The organism is Pseudorhodoplanes sinuspersici (assembly GCF_002119765.1).
Taxonomy (GTDB): domain Bacteria; phylum Pseudomonadota; class Alphaproteobacteria; order Rhizobiales; family Xanthobacteraceae; genus Pseudorhodoplanes; species Pseudorhodoplanes sinuspersici.
In genome coordinates this window covers 2,770,227-2,786,647 of record NZ_CP021112.1, presented here as the reverse complement: position 1 = coordinate 2,786,647, position 16,421 = coordinate 2,770,227, and the positions used below count along the sequence as shown (strand labels likewise).

14 protein-coding genes and 1 pseudogene are annotated in these 16,421 nt (G+C 62.8%); 8 read left to right on the top strand and 7 right to left on the bottom strand.

What is annotated here, in order from left to right; genetic code table 11:
* Window positions 1–48: 48 nt before the first annotated feature.
* The gene (locus CAK95_RS13390; protein WP_157699618.1) at window positions 49–888 is read left to right on the top strand and encodes a dienelactone hydrolase family protein; all 840 of its coding nucleotides are present in this window, start codon (window positions 49–51) and stop codon (window positions 886–888) included.
* A gap of 14 nt (window positions 889–902) precedes the next feature.
* On the opposite strand, the gene xseA is transcribed toward CAK95_RS13390, so the two are convergent.
* Window positions 903–2,333, bottom strand: coding sequence for an exodeoxyribonuclease VII large subunit (gene xseA, locus CAK95_RS13385; RefSeq protein ID WP_245303749.1), 1,431 nt, complete (start codon window positions 2,331–2,333; stop codon window positions 903–905).
* A 68-nt stretch (window positions 2,334–2,401) separates the two neighbouring features.
* Between xseA and purD the strand changes: the two genes are divergently transcribed.
* From purD to CAK95_RS13365, 4 genes are all read left to right on the top strand, one after another.
* Window positions 2,402–3,685, top strand: coding sequence for a phosphoribosylamine--glycine ligase (purD, locus tag CAK95_RS13380; protein ID WP_086088366.1), 1,284 nt, complete (start codon window positions 2,402–2,404; stop codon window positions 3,683–3,685).
* 112 nt (window positions 3,686–3,797) lie between these two features.
* The gene (locus CAK95_RS13375; protein ID WP_086088365.1) at window positions 3,798–4,697 is read left to right on the top strand and encodes an alpha/beta fold hydrolase; all 900 of its coding nucleotides are present in this window, start codon (window positions 3,798–3,800) and stop codon (window positions 4,695–4,697) included.
* 5 nt (window positions 4,698–4,702) lie between these two features.
* Window positions 4,703–5,788, top strand: coding sequence for a phosphotransferase family protein (locus tag CAK95_RS13370; protein ID WP_086088364.1), 1,086 nt, complete (start codon window positions 4,703–4,705; stop codon window positions 5,786–5,788).
* Window positions 5,785–6,609 (top strand): patatin-like phospholipase family protein, encoded by an 825-nt coding sequence (locus tag CAK95_RS13365; protein ID WP_086088363.1) that lies wholly within the window; start codon window positions 5,785–5,787, stop codon window positions 6,607–6,609. The genes CAK95_RS13370 and CAK95_RS13365 overlap by 4 nt, the downstream gene beginning before the upstream one ends.
* Before the next feature lie 2 nt (window positions 6,610–6,611).
* Here CAK95_RS13365 and CAK95_RS13360 read toward each other — a convergent pair whose 3' ends face one another.
* Complete coding sequence (locus CAK95_RS13360; protein ID WP_086088362.1) at window positions 6,612–7,058, bottom strand: nucleoside deaminase; 447 nt, start codon at window positions 7,056–7,058, stop codon at window positions 6,612–6,614.
* A gap of 132 nt (window positions 7,059–7,190) precedes the next feature.
* On the opposite strand from CAK95_RS13360, the pseudogene CAK95_RS13355 reads away from it, so the two are divergent.
* Together CAK95_RS13355 and rsmD are read left to right on the top strand one after the other, a co-directional pair.
* A pseudogene (locus tag CAK95_RS13355) lies at window positions 7,191–8,264 on the top strand (pseudouridine synthase); the annotation flags it as partial.
* Window positions 8,264–8,815 (top strand): 16S rRNA (guanine(966)-N(2))-methyltransferase RsmD, encoded by a 552-nt coding sequence (rsmD, locus tag CAK95_RS13350; RefSeq protein WP_086088360.1) that lies wholly within the window; start codon window positions 8,264–8,266, stop codon window positions 8,813–8,815. The pseudogene CAK95_RS13355 and the gene rsmD, both read left to right, overlap by 1 nt.
* Here the strand turns inward: rsmD and mutL are convergent, their stop codons facing one another.
* Both mutL and arfB read right to left on the bottom strand, forming a co-directional pair.
* A complete protein-coding gene (mutL, locus tag CAK95_RS13345) occupies window positions 8,816–10,657 on the bottom strand; it encodes a DNA mismatch repair endonuclease MutL (RefSeq protein ID WP_086088359.1) in 1,842 nt (613 codons plus the stop codon).
* Between the two features lie 659 nt (window positions 10,658–11,316).
* Window positions 11,317–11,736 carry an alternative ribosome rescue aminoacyl-tRNA hydrolase ArfB gene (gene arfB, locus CAK95_RS13340; protein WP_086088358.1) on the bottom strand — a complete coding sequence of 140 codons (420 nt, stop codon included), beginning with the start codon at window positions 11,734–11,736 and terminating at the stop codon, window positions 11,317–11,319.
* Window positions 11,737–11,864: 128 nt separating this feature from the next.
* Between arfB and CAK95_RS13335 the strand changes: the two genes are divergently transcribed.
* On the top strand, window positions 11,865–12,152 hold the full coding sequence (locus CAK95_RS13335; RefSeq protein ID WP_086091394.1) for a GIY-YIG nuclease family protein: 288 nt from the start codon (window positions 11,865–11,867) through the stop codon (window positions 12,150–12,152).
* Window positions 12,153–12,210: 58 nt separating this feature from the next.
* Here CAK95_RS13335 and CAK95_RS13330 read toward each other — a convergent pair whose 3' ends face one another.
* From CAK95_RS13330 to CAK95_RS13320, 3 genes are all read right to left on the bottom strand, one after another.
* Window positions 12,211–13,527 (bottom strand): hypothetical protein, encoded by a 1,317-nt coding sequence (locus CAK95_RS13330; protein WP_086088357.1) that lies wholly within the window; start codon window positions 13,525–13,527, stop codon window positions 12,211–12,213.
* Between the two features lie 129 nt (window positions 13,528–13,656).
* Window positions 13,657–14,991 (bottom strand): M16 family metallopeptidase, encoded by a 1,335-nt coding sequence (locus tag CAK95_RS13325; protein ID WP_086088356.1) that lies wholly within the window; start codon window positions 14,989–14,991, stop codon window positions 13,657–13,659.
* A complete protein-coding gene (locus CAK95_RS13320; RefSeq protein ID WP_086088355.1) occupies window positions 14,988–16,370 on the bottom strand; it encodes a M16 family metallopeptidase in 1,383 nt (460 codons plus the stop codon). Before CAK95_RS13320 ends, CAK95_RS13325 begins: the two co-directional genes overlap by 4 nt.
* Between the last annotated feature and the right edge of the window lie 51 nt (window positions 16,371–16,421).

Below are 16,421 nucleotides of genomic sequence, written 5' to 3'. Positions count from 1 at the left end.
CCCGCCATGATGCCCATATCCGATCAGACTGCCCAATGCAGGCGAGCCATGCGATTCATTTTCTTGATTACAACCCTCCTGTGCCTTTGTGGCGTGGCGCGGGCGGAATTCGAACAGATACAGATTCCGACCGACAACAAGCCGCTCCAGGCGGTCCTGTACCGACCGCCGGGCGAAGGACCGTTTCCCGTCATCGTTGCACTCGCCGGCTGCGAGGGACTCAGGAAGGAGTCTGGAACAATTCGCGCCACGTGGGATGAATGGGGTCAGCGTCTTTCGGCAGCAGGCTTTGGCGTTCTCTTTCCGGACAGCGAAGCGTCACGCAGTCAGTCTCCTCAATGCCGCGACAAGCTGCCCCATCGGGACAAGGGTGCAAAGGTCAGCCCCGACCGCGAACGTGTTGCCGATGTGCGGGCTGCGCGCGACTGGCTGCAGCAGCAGGCTTTCGCCCGAAAGGATCGGATTGCGCTGCTGGGCTGGGACAGCGGCGCCATTGCCGTTCTCTGGGCGGTCCGTCCCAATGTCGAACCGGACGACGACCGGCCGGATTTTCGTTCCGCCGCCGTTTTTTATCCTGGCTGCCAGCGGCTGAACGATACGGCATGGAGCGCGCGCGTTCCGACGCTCATTCTCATTGGCGCTCTCGACGATTTGACCCCGGCGAAGACCTGCGAACAGATGGTGGCCGGCGCACGCGGGCGATCGGCCGGAGCTGTGATCGTCAAGTATCGCGGTGCTCGTCACGCCTTCGATCGCGATCTTCTGCGTGTCCGGCACAAGAGCGGCAAATCTGTTCCCTGGAAAGAACCCGGACGCGCGGCTCGCAATGCCAATGCCGAAGCGCGCGCTGATGCGTTAAAGCGCATCCCGGAATGGTTTGCACGCTGAGCGTTAATCGGAAGTCAGAACAGGCTGCCCTGCCCGCTCGGTCCGCCGCGCGGTTTGGCTTTCGCGGCAGTAGCGGGGGATGACGAGGGTCCATCCGCCGTTGCGCCAACGCGGCCATCGGCAAACTCGATCTCGATCCGCGCCCCGGCGCCAACCGAAGACGCTGCACGCAATGGAAGCCCATCCGCATCGCGAACGAGCGCGAAACCGCGCCTGAGTACGCCATGATAGGAAAATGCCTTGAGCAACTGTCCGGCAGATGTCAGGCGATCCAATTTGCGGGCAAGGTTTGTTTTCTGCGCTCTCGTCCCACGCTCGGCCAATGCTTTGACGCGATCTTTACATTGGACCGTTCGCTCGGTCAGAAGCCGCAATGACAACCGTCCGGCAATCCGCGCGAATTGCTGATGATGCACATGCGCATTCGCCCGTAACGCCCGTGGCAACCGCTCCGACGCCGCATCGAGGCGCTGGCGCGGAATCGCCAGCAACATATCGAGCGACGGCAGCGCACGGGCAGCCGCGCGCAACTCGGTCCGGCGGCTTTCATGCCCGCGCAGCCAGCAGGCGCTCATGCGGCGCGTCTGTGTCGCGATCCGCGATAGCAATTCGGATCGGACCGGCACCGCCATTTCGGCCGCAGCCGTCGGCGTCGGCGCCCGCCGATCTGACGCAAAATCGATCAGCGTAATGTCGGTCTCGTGCCCCACCGCCGAAATCAGCGGGATCATGCTACCCGCCGCGGCCCGCACCACGATCTCTTCGTTGAAGCACCACAGGTCCTCCAACGAGCCGCCGCCCCGCGCGACAATCAATATATCGGGACGCGGCGTCGGCCCGTCCTCGGGCAATGCGTTGAATCCTTCGATTGCGGCAGCGATTTCATTCGCCGCGCCCTCGCCTTGCACGCGCACCGGCCAGACGATGACATGCTGCGGAAAGCGGTCTTCCAGACGATGCAGGATGTCACGAATCACGGCGCCGGTCGGCGATGTCACCACGCCAACAATGCGCGGCAGGAACGGCAGCAGCTGTTTGCGCGCTTCGTCGAACAGACCCTCGGCGCCGAGCTTCTTCTTGCGCTCCTCGAGCAGCATCATCAGCGCGCCGAGGCCGGCCGGCTCCAGCGTGTCGACCACAATCTGGTAATTGGAGCGGCCTGGATAGGTTGTGATCTTGCCGGTGACAACGACCTCAAGTCCCTCCTCGGGCTTGATCCGCATGCGGCCGAACACCCCCTTCCAGATCACCGCATCGAGCCGCGCACCCTCGTCCTTGATGGCGAAATAGGCATGGCCGGAAGAGTGCGGCCCGCGATAGCCGGAGATTTCACCGCGCACCCGCACATAGCTGAAATTGTCCTCAACCGTGCGTTTCAGCGCCGCTGAGACCTCGGAAACGGTCAATTCCACGATATTGAGGCGAGGAGCTTCGTTCATCTTCATGCGATTCGCTTGCGGGTCCGGTCTCTCATGCTACACCAGCCGCCTCGAAATAAGGCGTCTTTGACCGTATGAATATCCTCCTGCTCGGCTCCGGCGGCCGCGAACATGCGCTGGCCTGGAAAATGGCGGCGAGCCCGCTGGTGCAAAAGCTCTATTGCGCTCCCGGCAATGCCGGCATCGCGCAGGACGCTGAATGTGTGGCGCTCGATCCGGGCGATCATGCGGCGGTGACCGCCTTTTCCAAGGACAAGCGAATCGACCTTGTGGTGGTCGGACCAGAAGCGCCGCTCTGCTCCGGTATCGTGGATGCCCTTGAAGCCGCCGGCATCAAGACTTTTGGGCCTTCAAAAGCCGCGGCGCAGCTTGAGGGTTCCAAGGGCTTCACCAAGGATATCTGCCGCGCCAACAACATCCCGACCGCAACCTACGAGCGCTTCACCGCGCCAGGTCCGGCGAAGGATTATATCCGCAAACAGGGCGTGCCTATCGTTGTGAAAGCGGACGGTCTCGCGGCCGGCAAGGGCGTGGTCGTTGCCGAGACCATCGAGCAGGCGGAAGCCGCCGTCGACATGATGTTCGACGGCGGTCTTGGCACAGCCGGCGCAGAAGTCGTGATCGAGGAATTTCTCGACGGCGAGGAAGCCTCCTTCTTCGCACTCTGCGATGGAACGACGGCCATCCCGCTTGCATCGGCGCAGGATCACAAACGCGCTTTCGACGACGATCAGGGACCCAATACCGGCGGCATGGGTGCTTATTCGCCCGCGCCGGTGATGACGGACGCGATCACACAGCGCACGATGAGCGAGATCATCGAGCCGACATTGCGTGCGATGGCGGCCATGGACACACCTTACAAAGGCGTGCTGTTCGCCGGCCTGATGATCACCAAGGATGGACCGAAGCTGATCGAATACAATGTGCGTTTCGGCGATCCGGAAACGCAGGTGCTGATGCTGCGCATGATGTCGGACATCGTGCCGGCGCTACTCGCCTCGCGCGATGGCGTCTTGAAGAATTTCGATCTGCGCTGGTATCCCGACGCGGCGCTCACGGTTGTGATGGCAGCGAAGGGTTATCCCGGCGACTACAAGAAGGGCACCGTGATCGGCGGTCTCGATGAGGCCGCGCAGGTCGAAGGCGTGCAGATCTTCCACGCCGGCACGAAGGAAAGCGACGGACAGATCGTCGCCAATGGCGGCCGCGTGCTCAATGTCTGCGCCATCGGTCGCACAGTGGCGGAGGCTCAGCAGCAGGCCTATGCTGCCGTCGACAAGATCGACTGGCCGGATGGTTTCTGCCGCCGAGACATCGGGAAACGGGCGATTGAACGGGAGAGAAGTGGCTCCTGACCGCCCTATAAGTGGCTCGCATGAATTGATGCCGAAACGGCATTCGTGGACAATGAACGATGGCACTATGACGAAGCCCGTTTTGTCAGCGCAGTTTTGAAAGACTAAGCGTATGTCCGACCTCGCCGATCTCTTTCCCGGATTTGAATCGCACTGGATCGACACGCAGGCTGGGCGCATTTTCGCGCGCTCCGGCGGCGACGGCCCGCCGCTGCTCCTGCTGCATGGTTACGCGCAATCGAATGTGATGTGGCACAAGGTGGCGCCAGCGCTGGCGCAGAAATTCACACTGATCATTCCGGACCTTCCGGGCTATGGCTGGTCGGATGCGCCGCGCTCCGGCAAAGGACACACACCTTACGACAAGCGCTCGATGGCGCGCGCGATGATCGAGGTGATGGAGAAACTGGGCTACGTGCGCTTCTATCTCGCCGGGCACGATCGCGGCGGACGCGTCTCCTATCGCCTTGCGCTCGATAATCCCGGCCGGCTGATCAAGCTCGCCGTGCTCGACATCATCCCAACCTACGAGATGTGGAACAGGATGGACCACGTGATGGCCATCAAAGTCTGGCACTGGCCGTTCCTTGCGCAGAAATTCCCAATGCCGGAAATGCTGCTGGAAAAGGCGCCGATCCAATATCTCGATTACAAGATGGCGAGCTGGACCAAGGCCAAGGACCTGTCCGCTTTCGATCCACGAGCGCTTGCGCATTATCATGCCTTCTTCTCCGATCCGCTGCGCATCCATGCCACCTGCGAGGATTACCGCGCCGGCGCTACGACTGATCTTGGTCACGACGAGGTCGACCATGCCGCACACAACAAGATCAGCGCACCGCTGCTGGTGCTGTGGGGTTCGGCGGGTATTCCAAGTGAGCGCAACCCTCTCACGATCTGGAAAGACTGGGCGAAAGAGGTGAGCGGCAAGCCGATCGATTCGGGACATTTCGTCGCCGAGGAAAACCCGGACGCGACCGCAGCGGCGCTGCTCGAGTTCTTTCGGCCCTGACGCCAATGACAAACATCGACCGGCAGGCGGCATTCTCAGGGACCAAGGAGGTCGCGCCCAGCCTGTCGATCGATGCGAACCGGCTTTCCGATTATCTTCGCACGCATATTCCCGATTTCTCGGGGCCGCTGTCGATCCGGCAGTTTCGCGGCGGGCAGTCGAATCCGACCTATCTGCTGGAAACAACGCAGCGCCGCTACGTCCTGCGCCGCAAGCCGCCTGGCAAACTGCTGCTCTCCGCGCACGCGGTGGATCGGGAGTTCCGCGTCATCTCCGCGCTGCATCGGCAGGGCTTTCCTGTCCCCACGCCGTTTCTTTATTGCGACGATGACGGCATCGCCGGCACGGCATTCTATGTGATGAGCTTCGCCGATGGCCGCGTGTTCTGGGAACCGGACATGCCCAGTTCCAATCCAGGCGAGCGCGCAGCGATCTACGACTCCATGAATGCCACCCTGGCGAGGCTGCATTCCTTCGACCCGGCCGCAATCGGATTGTCGGATTTCGGCCGTGGCGAAAACTACGTCGCCCGCCAGGTCGAACGCTGGTCAAAACAATATCGCGCCTCCGAAACGGAACCGATCGACGATATGGATGCGTTGATCGAATGGCTGCCGCGCAACGTGCCGCCGCAACAGGCGGTGCGCGTGGTCCATGGCGACTACCGGCTCGACAACACGATCATCTCTCACGGCATGCCGGACATCATCGCCGTGCTGGACTGGGAATTGTCGACCCTCGGCGATCCGCTCGCCGATTTTAGTTATCACCTGATGCAATGGCATATGCCGCACTCGGAGAGCCGGGCCGGAACCGGTTCTCTCGTTGGCCGCGATCTTGCAGCGCTCGGCCTGCCCTCGCTTGCCGAATACGTCGATCTCTATGTCTCGCGCACCGGGTTCGATCCACGCCCGCATTTGCCCGCCTATCTCGCCTATAATTTCTTCCGTATCGCTGCGATCCTGCAGGGCATCATCGGCCGCGTCCGCGACGGTACTGCAACCAGCGACCATGCACCTGGCAAGGCGGATATGATCCGCCCGCTCGCCGCAACGGCCTGGCAATTCGCCAAAAAGGCAGGCGCACGATGAAGAGCGTGGCGCTCGCGCTCGGTGGCGGCGGCGCGCGCGGGCTTGCCCATATCGCGGTCTTCGAGGTGCTGGACGAGATGGGCATCCGTCCTGTCGCGATTGCGGGCACGTCGATCGGCGCGCTGCTCGGTGCGCCCTATGCCGCCGGCATGAGCGGCAGCGAAATTCGCAAGCATGTCGTCACGTTGGCGCGCGACCGCTCCGGCCTGTTCCGCAAGCTGCTGGCGGTGCGCGCCGGCGGCATCGGCTCGCTGATCGCGTCCGGCCTTCGCGATGCGACGCTGATCGACGCGGAGAAATTCTGTGCGCAATTTCTGCCCGATATCGTGCCGGACGATTTCAGCACATTGCAAATTCCGCTGACAGTCATCGCCTCTGATCTTTATGCGCGTCGTGAGCTGGCGATGTCGTCCGGTTCGCTCAGGTCCGCCGTCGCGGCCTCGATGGCGATTCCGGGCATGAGCCGGCCAGTGTTGGTCGATGGCCGCGTCATGGTCGATGGCGGCGCGACCAACCCGTTGCCGTTCGATCGGTTGCGCGGCAAAGCCGACATCATCATTGCGGTCGATGTAGCTGGCCCGCCCACCGAAGCGAGAACGGAAATACCACTGGCACTGGAAAGCTACCTTGCCACCATTCTGGTCATGGGCCAGACCATCATCGACGAGAAACTGCGCCATGGCGCACCGGACATCATTTTGCGGCCGAATGTCGGTGTGTTCCGCACACTCGATTTCCTGCGGGTCAGTGCCATCCTGCGCGCGGCAGAACCGATCAAGGCCGAGTTGAAGGGCAAGCTGTCGGCATTGCTCTCCGATTGACGTTAGCGCCGCTCGGCGAAGAAATTCTTCAGCAACGCGCCCGCTTCCTTTTCGCCGATGCCGCCATAGACCTCCGGCCGATGGTGGCATGTGGGAGAGTTGAAGAAACGGACACCATGGTCCACCGCCCCGCCCTTCGGATCGGCCGCGCCATAATAGACGCGGCGAATACGGGCGAAGGAGATCGCCGCGGCACACATCGCGCAAGGCTCGAGCGTGACGTAAAGATCGCAATCGGTCAGCCGCTCGGTCTGAAGGAGATGCGCCGCCTGCCGGATCGCCAGCATTTCGGCATGCGCGGTCGGATCGCGATCCATCAGCGTGCGGTTGCTGGTGCGGACCAAGACCTCGGTTCCGCGCACGAGCACACAACCGACCGGCACCTCCCCGGCTTCGGCCGCGTTCTGCGCCTCCGTGAGCGCCATATCCATAAATGTCGATTTGGTCATTGAAAGGCGGGACTTTCTTCGCCATGCCCGGGCTTGTTCCGGACACCCACGTCTCTATACAGATGATCTAACGATGTAGACGACCGGCACAAGACCGGCCAAGGCAAGATGACAAAAGAGCAGCAAACCGCAAGAGAGGGCGACCGCATCGCCAAGGTGATGGCGCGCGCGGGCCTGTGCTCGCGGCGCGAGGCCGAGGCCTGGATCGCCGCCGGACGCGTTACCGTGAATGGCGCGCCGATCACCTCGCCCGCCCTCAATGTCACCGCCAAAGACAAGATCGCGGTTGACGGCAAGCCGATGCCGCAGCGGGAGCGCACGCGGCTGTTCCTGTACAACAAGCCGCGTGGCCTCGTGACCACGCATGCCGACCCGGAAAAGCGGCCGACGATTTTCGAGAAACTGCCGAAGGGCCTGCCGCGCCTCGTCAGCGTTGGGCGGCTCGATCTCAACACCGAAGGTCTCCTGCTGCTGACCAACGATGGCGGCCTCGCGCGCGCGCTGGAATTGCCGCAGACCGGATGGCTGCGCCGCTATCGCGTGCGCGCGCATGGCGCCATCCTGCAGCCGCAACTCGACGCCCTGCGCAAGGGGGTGACGGTGAACGGCATCCGCTACGGCGCGATCGAGGCGACGGTCGATCGCCTGCAGGGCGCCAATGTGTGGCTGACCTTTGCGATCCGCGAAGGCAAGAACCGCGAAGTGCGCAATGTGCTGGAACATCTCGGTATGAAGGTGAACCGGCTGATCCGCGTCTCGTTCGGGCCGTTCCAGCTCGGCGATCTGAAGGAAGGCGCGGTGGAGGAAATCCGCACCCGGCATCTGCGCGAGCAATTGGGCGAACGCATCGCAACGCTGGCGGAAGCGGATTTTTCGGGACCGATTTCAGAGATCGAAAGCGACGATGCCGATGACGCGAAGCCGGCACCGCGCAAGCCATCGGACGTTCGCAACAAAACAAAATCAGGCAAGACTGCCTCCCCCACTCGCACGGCTTCGCCGAGCCGCATCCTCCACGAGCGGGGAAGGGATGAAGAACGCACCAAACCGCATTCGCATCGACCGGCACGGGGTGGCCCTCCCAAACGCGCGGCATCAGCCAAGCCGCATCGACGAGACCATGATAATGCCGATCCGCGACGCGGGGATAAGAGAACGGGCGGACGCAACACGCAGCATTCGCCGCGCGGCAAGCGGAAGCGCTGATGCGGATCGTTGGCGGAAAATTCCGCGGCCGCACGCTCGCCGGCCCAAGCACGCAGCAGATCCGTCCGACCGCGGATCGCCTGCGCGAATCCATCTTCAACATCCTGATGCATGCCTATGGCGATCCAGTCACCGGCGCACGGGTGCTGGACCTGTTCGCCGGCACCGGCGCCTTGGGGCTCGAAGCCTTGTCGCGTGGCGCCGCTTTCACCCTGTTTGTCGATGACGGCGCGGAAGCGCGCGCCTTGATCCGGCAGAATGTCGAAACACTGGGTGCCGCCGGTGTTACCCGCATCTTCCGAAGAGATGCGACGAAGCTGGGTAGCGTGCATCCGAATGAGCCATTCTCGCTGGTGTTCCTTGATCCACCCTATGGCAAGGGACTTGCGGAAAAGGCGCTCCTTTCGGCACGCGAGGGCGGCTGGATGACGCCGGATGCGCTGGTCATGATCGAGGAAGCCAAGGGCGCGTTCCAGACGCCGGACGGTTTCAACGAAATCGAACGGCGCGACTATGACGACACCGAGATTGTTTTTCTGAACCTCGCCTGATCACCGCCTCCCGAACAACCTTTCGATATCGCTGAGCTTAAGTTCGACATAGGTCGGCCGGCCGTGATTGCACTGGCCGGAATTGGGCGTGACTTCCATTTCGCGCAGCAGTGCGTTCATCTCCTCGCCCTTCAAACGGCGGCCCGACCGCACCGAACCATGGCAGGCCATGGTCGCGGCGACATGCATCAGGCGGCGTTCGAGCGGCAAACCGTCATCCCATTCCGCCATGTGCTCGGCGAGATCGCGAACGAGCGACACCGCATCGATCTCACCCAGCAGTGAAGGTGTCTCGCGCACGGCGACAGCGCCGGGGCCGAAGCTGTCCAGCACCAGGCCGTACTTTGCCAGTTCGTCAGCGCGCGCGACCAGACGCTCGACATCGCTTTCGTCGAGCTCGACGATTTCCGGGATCAGCAGGATCTGCCGCGCCACGCCCTGCTTCTCGACCGCGGCTTTTAGCCGTTCATAGACCAGCCGCTCATGCGCGGCGTGCTGATCGACAATGACAAGGCCATCGCGGGTCTGCGAGACAATGTAATTGTCATGCACCTGCGCGCGCGCTGCGCCGAGCGGACGATCGAGCGCATCGACCGCGGGCTCGAAGGTCTCAACCCGCGCGCTTGTCGCGGCAGCGCCGACATCGAACACCGCCTGCGCCGCTTCGGCAAAGCCCGCAGCGGCATTGCCGTCCGTTGCAAAACCCTGCTGCGGACAATTTCGTACCGGAAACGAGGGCGGCGCGGCCGGCGAGCGCCGGAAGTCCCAGCCGCCGCGCGGTACCGATGACGCCGGACGAAAGGCCGCAACGGTCGCATCACCGCCGGTCGAGGCCGCGCGTCCACTCTCGCGCGCCAGCGCATCGCGCAAAGCACCAAAGATCAGGCTGCGCACCAGACCGCCATCGCGGAAGCGCACTTCGGTTTTTGCCGGATGCACATTCACATCGACCTCGCGCGGATCGATGCTGACGAACAACGCCACGACAGGTTGACGGCCGCGCGGCAGATAATCGGCATAAGCGCCATGCACCGCGCCGACGAGTAACTTGTCGCGCACCGGCCGTCCGTTGACGAACAGATACTGGCCGAGCGAATTGGCGCGCGTGTAAGTCGGTAGCGCGGCAAAGCCGACCACGCCGAGGCCTTCCTTGCCGGCCATCACCTCGACGGCATTGGCGCGGAAATCGGAGCCGAGAATATCGCCGAGCCGCGCCAGCGAGCCCGGCAGTCCCGGCAACGCCGCGGGCCAGGTGACATGCGCACGCTCTTCACCCGCGAGGGTAAAGGCGACATCGGGCCTACTCATCGCCAGCCGCCGCACCACCTCGCGCACGGCATCGCTTTCGGCGCGTTCGCTCTTCATGAATTTCAGGCGCGCGGGCGTTGCGTAGAACAGATCGCGCACCTCGATGCGGGTGCCGGCATTCAGCGCGGCGGGCACAGGCTGCGACTTGACGCCGGCATCAACGCCGAGCGCCCAGGCATGCGGCTCGCTGGCATGGCGCGTGACGATGGATAATTTCGACACCGAGCCGATCGACGGCAGCGCCTCACCGCGAAAGCCGAGCGTCGCGATCGCCATCAGGTCGTCGTCGTCCGACAGTTTCGACGTGGCGTGGCGCTCGACCGCGAGCGTGAGATCGTCCCGCGTCATGCCGTTGCCGTCGTCGGTGATGCGGATCAGCCGCCGGCCGCCGCCATCGGTGACGATCTCGATCTTCCTGGCGCCGGCATCGAGTGCGTTCTCGACCAGTTCCTTCACCACGCTGGCCGGCCGCTCGACGACCTCGCCGGCGGCAATGCGGTTGATAATGGCTTCGGAGAGTTGGCGAACAGGCATGGGTTGGTTTTACAGGATTCGGGGCCTCTTACCCTCCCCCTGTGGGGAGGGTAAAGAAAGCCAGACGCGCGAAAACGCCCCTGTTTTTTACCGGCGCGAGGTACGCCGTCGTCCAAAGCCGCCGCTTGATGCCCTTCAAAACGAAGGGCGCGCGGAACGCCGGGCTTTCTGGCCAGCCCATGGCCCCATGCGCAAAGTGTGAAAGCGCATGAGATTGGTAGCACCACGGAAAAGCCGATCACTCGGCGTTCCGCGCGCGGTGTTTGACGGTCTGCTCCATCGTCCCCAGTGGACGTTCCTCCACCGAAACGCCGGGCAGCTAGCCTGGCGGGACGCGGCTTGAACCGACCGCACAGCGGGTTACGTCTGCCCGCCGCACGGCCACCGCTCCCCGCCCCGCGTCTCACGACGCTCATGAAACGCCCCTTCAGCGGGACGGGATGGAAGGATTTAAATCCTAGAAATCCAAGAATGTCAAGCTGTAGTTTGGCGAAGACAAGTAACCTCGCTCGTCCCCGCGAAGGCGGGGACCCAGAGCATCACGCTCATTTGCATTTTTCTGTGCTGGATTCCCGCCTTCGCGGGAATGAGCGGGTGGGGCTAGGTCGCGACAAAACAACCGACAACATCACGCGACATGGCGATCGCGGCTTTAAGCCTCAATCCATCCGCACCTTGCCACGCATATCCTTGACGTTCGAGCGCAGCTTCTTGCCCTCAAGACGCTTGGTCTTCGAGGCTTTCGTCGGCTTGGTGGCTCTACGCGGCACCGGCTTCACCGCAGCTTCGCGAATGAGTTCGATCAGCCGCTCGCGCGCCTCGGCGCGGTTGCGTTCCTGTGTGCGATTGTTCTGCGCAATCAGCACCAGCACGCCATCCTTGGTCAGCCGCTTGCCGGCGAGCCGCATCAGACGAATGGCGACATCGTTCGGCAGCGATGGCGAGCGCCGCACGTCGAAACGCAATTGCACGGCGGTGGACAGCTTGTTGACATTCTGCCCGCCCGGCCCCGAGGACCGCACGAAGCTTTCCTCGATTTCCTCTTCGTCGATGCTGATGGTGTCGGTGACGCGGATCATTGTTATACGACCGGAGGTCTCCCAATGGATTGCTTCGTCGCAATGACGAGGAAGATATGGTAGACCGTCATTGCGAGGCGCGCGAAGCGCGACGAAGCAATCCATCTCTCAATCACAGCGTCGCCGAAATGAAACAACCGGCGGTCTATATCATGGCCAGCAAGCGGAACGGCACGCTCTATACCGGCGTCACTTCCAATATTCAACAGCGCGCTTGGCAGCATCGTGAAGGCATCGGAACCGGATTTGCAGCCCGCTATGGATGCAAACTGCTGGTGTGGTACGAGCTGCACGATCATATGATCGCAGCAATCGAACACGAAAAGCAAATCAAAGGCGGATCACGCGCAAAGAAAATCGCGTTGATCACCACCGCCAATCCGGAATGGCGGGATTTGTATTCCAGCCTGTTCTGATACGCCGAAGGGAATGGATTGCTTCGTCGCTGCGCTCCTCGCAATGACAAAAGTATTCTCAACCAGCCAGATACTTCTTCGCCAGGATCTTGCCCTCTTCCACCGCCGGCTGATCGAAGGCGTCGACGCCGAGGAGATGCGCGGCGATGATCGTCTCCAGCATGAAATGCATCAGCAATTCGCCGAGCGAGGTTTCGTCGATGGTGTCGAGATGGAAGGTGCGGACCGGGCAGCCGTTCTTCGCCAGCGTCTCGGCGGTGGCTCTACCCTGCGCGGCGACAAGATCGCCGATGGTTTTGCCGCCGAAATCCGCCTCATGCGCACGCTTGGCCAGCTCCGCATCGATCTTCGGCCCCTTGCCGGCAACGCCGGTTGTCAGCACCGTGAACAGCTTGTCGCGCGGACCGGCAATGAACAACTGCAACTGGCTGTGCTGATCGACCGGACCGAGCGCGGCAATCGGCGTCGTGCCCTTGCCATCCTTGCCGAGACTTTCCGCCCAGAGCTGCACATACCATTTGGCGAATTTCTCGAGCTTGTCGGCATAGGCCATCACCGCCGAGATGGTCTTGCCCTTGCTCTCGGCAAGCGCGATCGACAGCGAAGCGCCGAGCGCCGACGGCACCTCGCGTGCCGGCTTGTTCGCCAGCACCGGTGCCAGCGCATTCGCCGCGCCCTCGCGCAACGCCACGATATCGAGCCCCAGAATGGCCGCGGGAAGAAGGCCGACATTGGTCAGTCCCGAAAAGCGGCCGCCGACGCCGGTGTCGTGCTCAAGAAAGGCGACGCCTTCCGGCTCCAGAAGATCGCGCAAGGCATTGCGTTTGCCGCCCTTCACAGGCTCGCTGAGGCCGAGAAACAATTCGCCGATCTTTGACTGCAGGCCGCCCGCCTTGCAGGCCGACAGCGCCGCCATGGTCTGCATCAGCGTCTCGCCGGTCCCCCCGGATTTCGAGATCGCAACGAAGCGCGATGTGGCGAGCGGCAGCTTTTCCAGCAGCGCACCGAAACTTGCCGGATCGAGATTGTCCATGAAATGGATGCGCGGACCATCGCGCAAGCTTCCGACGCCCGGCACGGCGTAGCCGGCGAGCTGCGCCAGCGTCTGGCCGCCGAGGCTCGAGCCGCCGGTGCCGAGAAACACGATATCGGTGGCGCCAGCTTTCAGCCGCTTCGCCGCGTCCTGCACCGAAGCGATGTCAGCCCGCTCGGCCGGCAACTGCAACAGGCGCAAGCCGCCATCGGCATGGCGTGCGCGCAACCAGTCCAGCGCAGCCTCGCTGCGCTTCAGCGCACCACTCAACGCCGTATCGGACACGCCCTCGCGGCCGATCGCGCTTTCGCGGGCGAGTTCGATGTTTTGAGAAATGCTCATGTGCCCCCGTACTCGTCGACTGCGCCTCAAGCCGCTCGTCCCCGCGCAGGCGGGGACCCAGATCTGTTTAAGGCTGGATGCCCGCCTTCGCGGGCATGAGCGGAGAGAAGCAACGATTGAAACGAAACGCTAGCCACCCTTGGCGGGTATCACCGGAGCGCGGCCGACCATCGTGACCAGCACACCGCCATCGAGCAGACGCTTGGCAACGCGCTTCACGTCATCGAGCGTCACGGCTTCGATCAGGCCGTTGCGGCGTTCCCAGTAATCGATGCCAAGATCGTCGACCTGCAACTGCACGAGCTGCGCGGCAATCTTCGTCGAGGTATCGAAGTTCAGCGCGTAGGAACCACGGAGATAGGACTTCGACTTGTCGAGCTCGTCCTGGGTCGGACCATTCTCGGCCAGCCGCTTGATCTCCTGCTCGATCAGGCCGACGGTCTCGTTGGCACGATCGGCCCGCGTCTGAGTGGCGCCCATGAACAGGGCCGTCGCATCGAGCGGCAGAAGATAGGAATAGACCGAATAGGCCAGGCCGCGCTTCTCACGCACCTCGTTGTAAAGACGCGAGGAGAACGAGCCGCCGCCCAGAATATGATTGACGATATAGGCCGGGATGAAATCCGGATCCTTGCGCGGCACACCGAGGCCGCCGAAGCTGACCACCGTCTGCGGCACATCGAGTTCGACTTCCAGCTTCTTGCCGATCGACTGCATCTTGGCTTCAGGCAGCTTGCGAAGATCGGCTTTCGCCGGCAGGCCGCCGAACACCCGATCGAGCACGACGCCGAGCTGTTTGGCATCGATATCGCCGACCACACCGATCTTGAGATTGTCGCGGGCGAGAACGCGGCCGGCATAGGCCTTCAGATCGTCGCGCACGATGACCGGCACCGAGTCCAGCGAGCCGTTGGTCGGCTGGCTGTAGGGGTGACCTGGAAATGCCGTCCGCCACCACAGCCGCGCGCTGATATCGTTGGGGCTGGTGGTCTCGCGCTTCAGCGCCGTCAGCATCTGCGCGCGCACGCGCTCCACCGGCTCCGCATCGAAACGCGGCGCGGTCAGCGACTGGCGCAGCAGATCGTAGCCCTCATCCTGCTTGTTGGTCATGACCTTCAGCGTGCCACGCAATTCATCGCGGCTGGCGCGGAAGGACAATTCGATGGCGTTGCGCTCGAGGCGCTGCTGGAACGCCTTTGCATCGAGATCGCCCGCGCCCTCATCGAGCGTCGCGGCGGTCATGTAGGACACGCCCGGCTTGTCGGACGGGTCCTGATTGGCGCCGCCCTTGAAGGAGAACTCCATCGCCACCAGCGGCACCGAAGGCTCGCGCACCAGCCAGGCTTCGATGCCGCCGGGGCTGACCACGCGCTCGATCTTGGTCATCGCCTGCGCGGAAGGCGCGAACGCAAACGACGTGACGAGTGCGGCGCCCGCGAAAGCGAATTGACGAAAATGCATCATGAACGCCGCTCCTCCGGCTTGGGAAGGTCTTTGACCAGATAGCCCGTTACCGAGCGGCGCTTATCGAGCCATTTTTTGGCGGCGTCACGCACCTGATCCGCAGTCACCTTCTGCACGCGGTCAGGCCATGTCTTGAGGCTTTCAACGGTGAGACCGGAGGTCAATGCAGCACCATACCAGCGCGCCATCGTCGCCTGGCTGTCCTGCGCATAGACGACATCGGCCACCAGCTTGATCTTGGTGCGTTCGAGCTCGTCGTTGGTGACGCCTTTGTCGGCGACTTCGGCGATCACGGAATCGATCGCATCCTCGAGGTCTTTCAACGTCACATTGGCGCGCGGCGTGCCATAGACGCCAAAGCGCGTGTCATCGAGCGCCGTGCCTTGGTACCAGGCGCCGATCGAGGTCGCGAGCGGCTTCTCCATGACGAGCTTGCTGTAGAGGCGGCTGTTGCTGCCCGAACCGAGAATTTGCGACAGCACTTCCAGCGCTTCCGATTCACCGGGCTTTGCGGTGTGTGCGGACGGCACCAGATAGCTGCGTTGCAGGCTCGGCTGGGTGACGCGCGGATCGGCGAACAGCACGGTGCGGACGGTGCGCTGCTCCGGCTCCTGCGGGCGGATGCGCGGGCCGATCTCGGCGCGCGGCGCAACCTTGCCGTAAGTCTCCTCGGCAAGTTTCTTCACCTCATCGGCGTCAACGTCACCGGCGACGACCAGGATCGCGTTATTCGGCGTGTACCATTTGTTGTAGAAATCGATCGCGTCCTTGCGGTCGAGCTTTTCGATTTCATGGCGCCAGCCAATCACCGGCCGGCCGTAAGGATGATTGAGATAAAGCGCCGCCTGCACATCCTCACCGAGCTTGGCGGACGGGCTGTTGGCGACGCGGCTATTCTGTTCTTCAAGAACGACATTGCGTTCCGGCAGCACCGCTTCGTCGGTGAGCTTGAGACCGGTCATGCGGTCGGCTTCGAACTCCATCACCATCTTCAAGCGGTCCTTGGTGACGCGCTGGAAGTAGCCGGTGTAATCGCTCGAGGTGAAGGCGTTTTCCTGTCCGCCGATGGTGGAGAGGGTCTTGGAAAACTGGCCGGCCGGATTTTTCTCGGTGCCCTTGAACATCAGATGTTCGAGGAAATGGGCGATGCCGGACTTGCCGGGCTGCTCATCGGCGGCACCGACCTTGTACCAGACCATGTGGGTGACCACCGGCACGCGGCGGTCGGGGATCACCACGACCTCCATGCCGTTGCCCAGCTTGAAGTGGGAGACGTCCGGACCCGTGGACGCCAAGGCGTCGACGGATGGACCGAGCACGAAAAACGCGGCCGATGCCGCGAAGAGTGCCGGGAGAAATCGGCGCGTGATGTGGATCATACGAACTCTCAAAAGCTGAACCGGCCGGTATGGCGCAGCGCAGTATCAACA

What these genes read in the sequence shown, in the direction of transcription:
- CAK95_RS13370 (WP_086088364.1), top strand. Translation starts at nt 4,703, where the DNA reads ATGACAAACATCGACCGGCAGGCGGCATTCTCAGGGACCAAGGAGGTC.
- rsmD (WP_086088360.1), top strand. Translation starts at nt 8,264, where the DNA reads ATGCGGATCGTTGGCGGAAAATTCCGCGGCCGCACGCTCGCCGGCCCA.
- purD (WP_086088366.1), top strand. Translation starts at nt 2,402, where the DNA reads ATGAATATCCTCCTGCTCGGCTCCGGCGGCCGCGAACATGCGCTGGCC.
- CAK95_RS13390 (WP_157699618.1), top strand. Translation starts at nt 49, where the DNA reads ATGCGATTCATTTTCTTGATTACAACCCTCCTGTGCCTTTGTGGCGTG.
- CAK95_RS13335 (WP_086091394.1), top strand. Translation starts at nt 11,865, where the DNA reads ATGAAACAACCGGCGGTCTATATCATGGCCAGCAAGCGGAACGGCACG.
- CAK95_RS13325 (WP_086088356.1), bottom strand. Translation starts at nt 14,991, where the DNA reads ATGATGCATTTTCGTCAATTCGCTTTCGCGGGCGCCGCACTCGTCACG.
- arfB (WP_086088358.1), bottom strand. Translation starts at nt 11,736, where the DNA reads ATGATCCGCGTCACCGACACCATCAGCATCGACGAAGAGGAAATCGAG.
- CAK95_RS13330 (WP_086088357.1), bottom strand. Translation starts at nt 13,527, where the DNA reads ATGAGCATTTCTCAAAACATCGAACTCGCCCGCGAAAGCGCGATCGGC.
- mutL (WP_086088359.1), bottom strand. Translation starts at nt 10,657, where the DNA reads ATGCCTGTTCGCCAACTCTCCGAAGCCATTATCAACCGCATTGCCGCC.
- CAK95_RS13365 (WP_086088363.1), top strand. Translation starts at nt 5,785, where the DNA reads ATGAAGAGCGTGGCGCTCGCGCTCGGTGGCGGCGGCGCGCGCGGGCTT.
- CAK95_RS13375 (WP_086088365.1), top strand. Translation starts at nt 3,798, where the DNA reads ATGTCCGACCTCGCCGATCTCTTTCCCGGATTTGAATCGCACTGGATC.
- xseA (WP_245303749.1), bottom strand. Translation starts at nt 2,333, where the DNA reads ATGAAGATGAACGAAGCTCCTCGCCTCAATATCGTGGAATTGACCGTT.
- CAK95_RS13320 (WP_086088355.1), bottom strand. Translation starts at nt 16,370, where the DNA reads ATGATCCACATCACGCGCCGATTTCTCCCGGCACTCTTCGCGGCATCG.
- CAK95_RS13360 (WP_086088362.1), bottom strand. Translation starts at nt 7,058, where the DNA reads ATGACCAAATCGACATTTATGGATATGGCGCTCACGGAGGCGCAGAAC.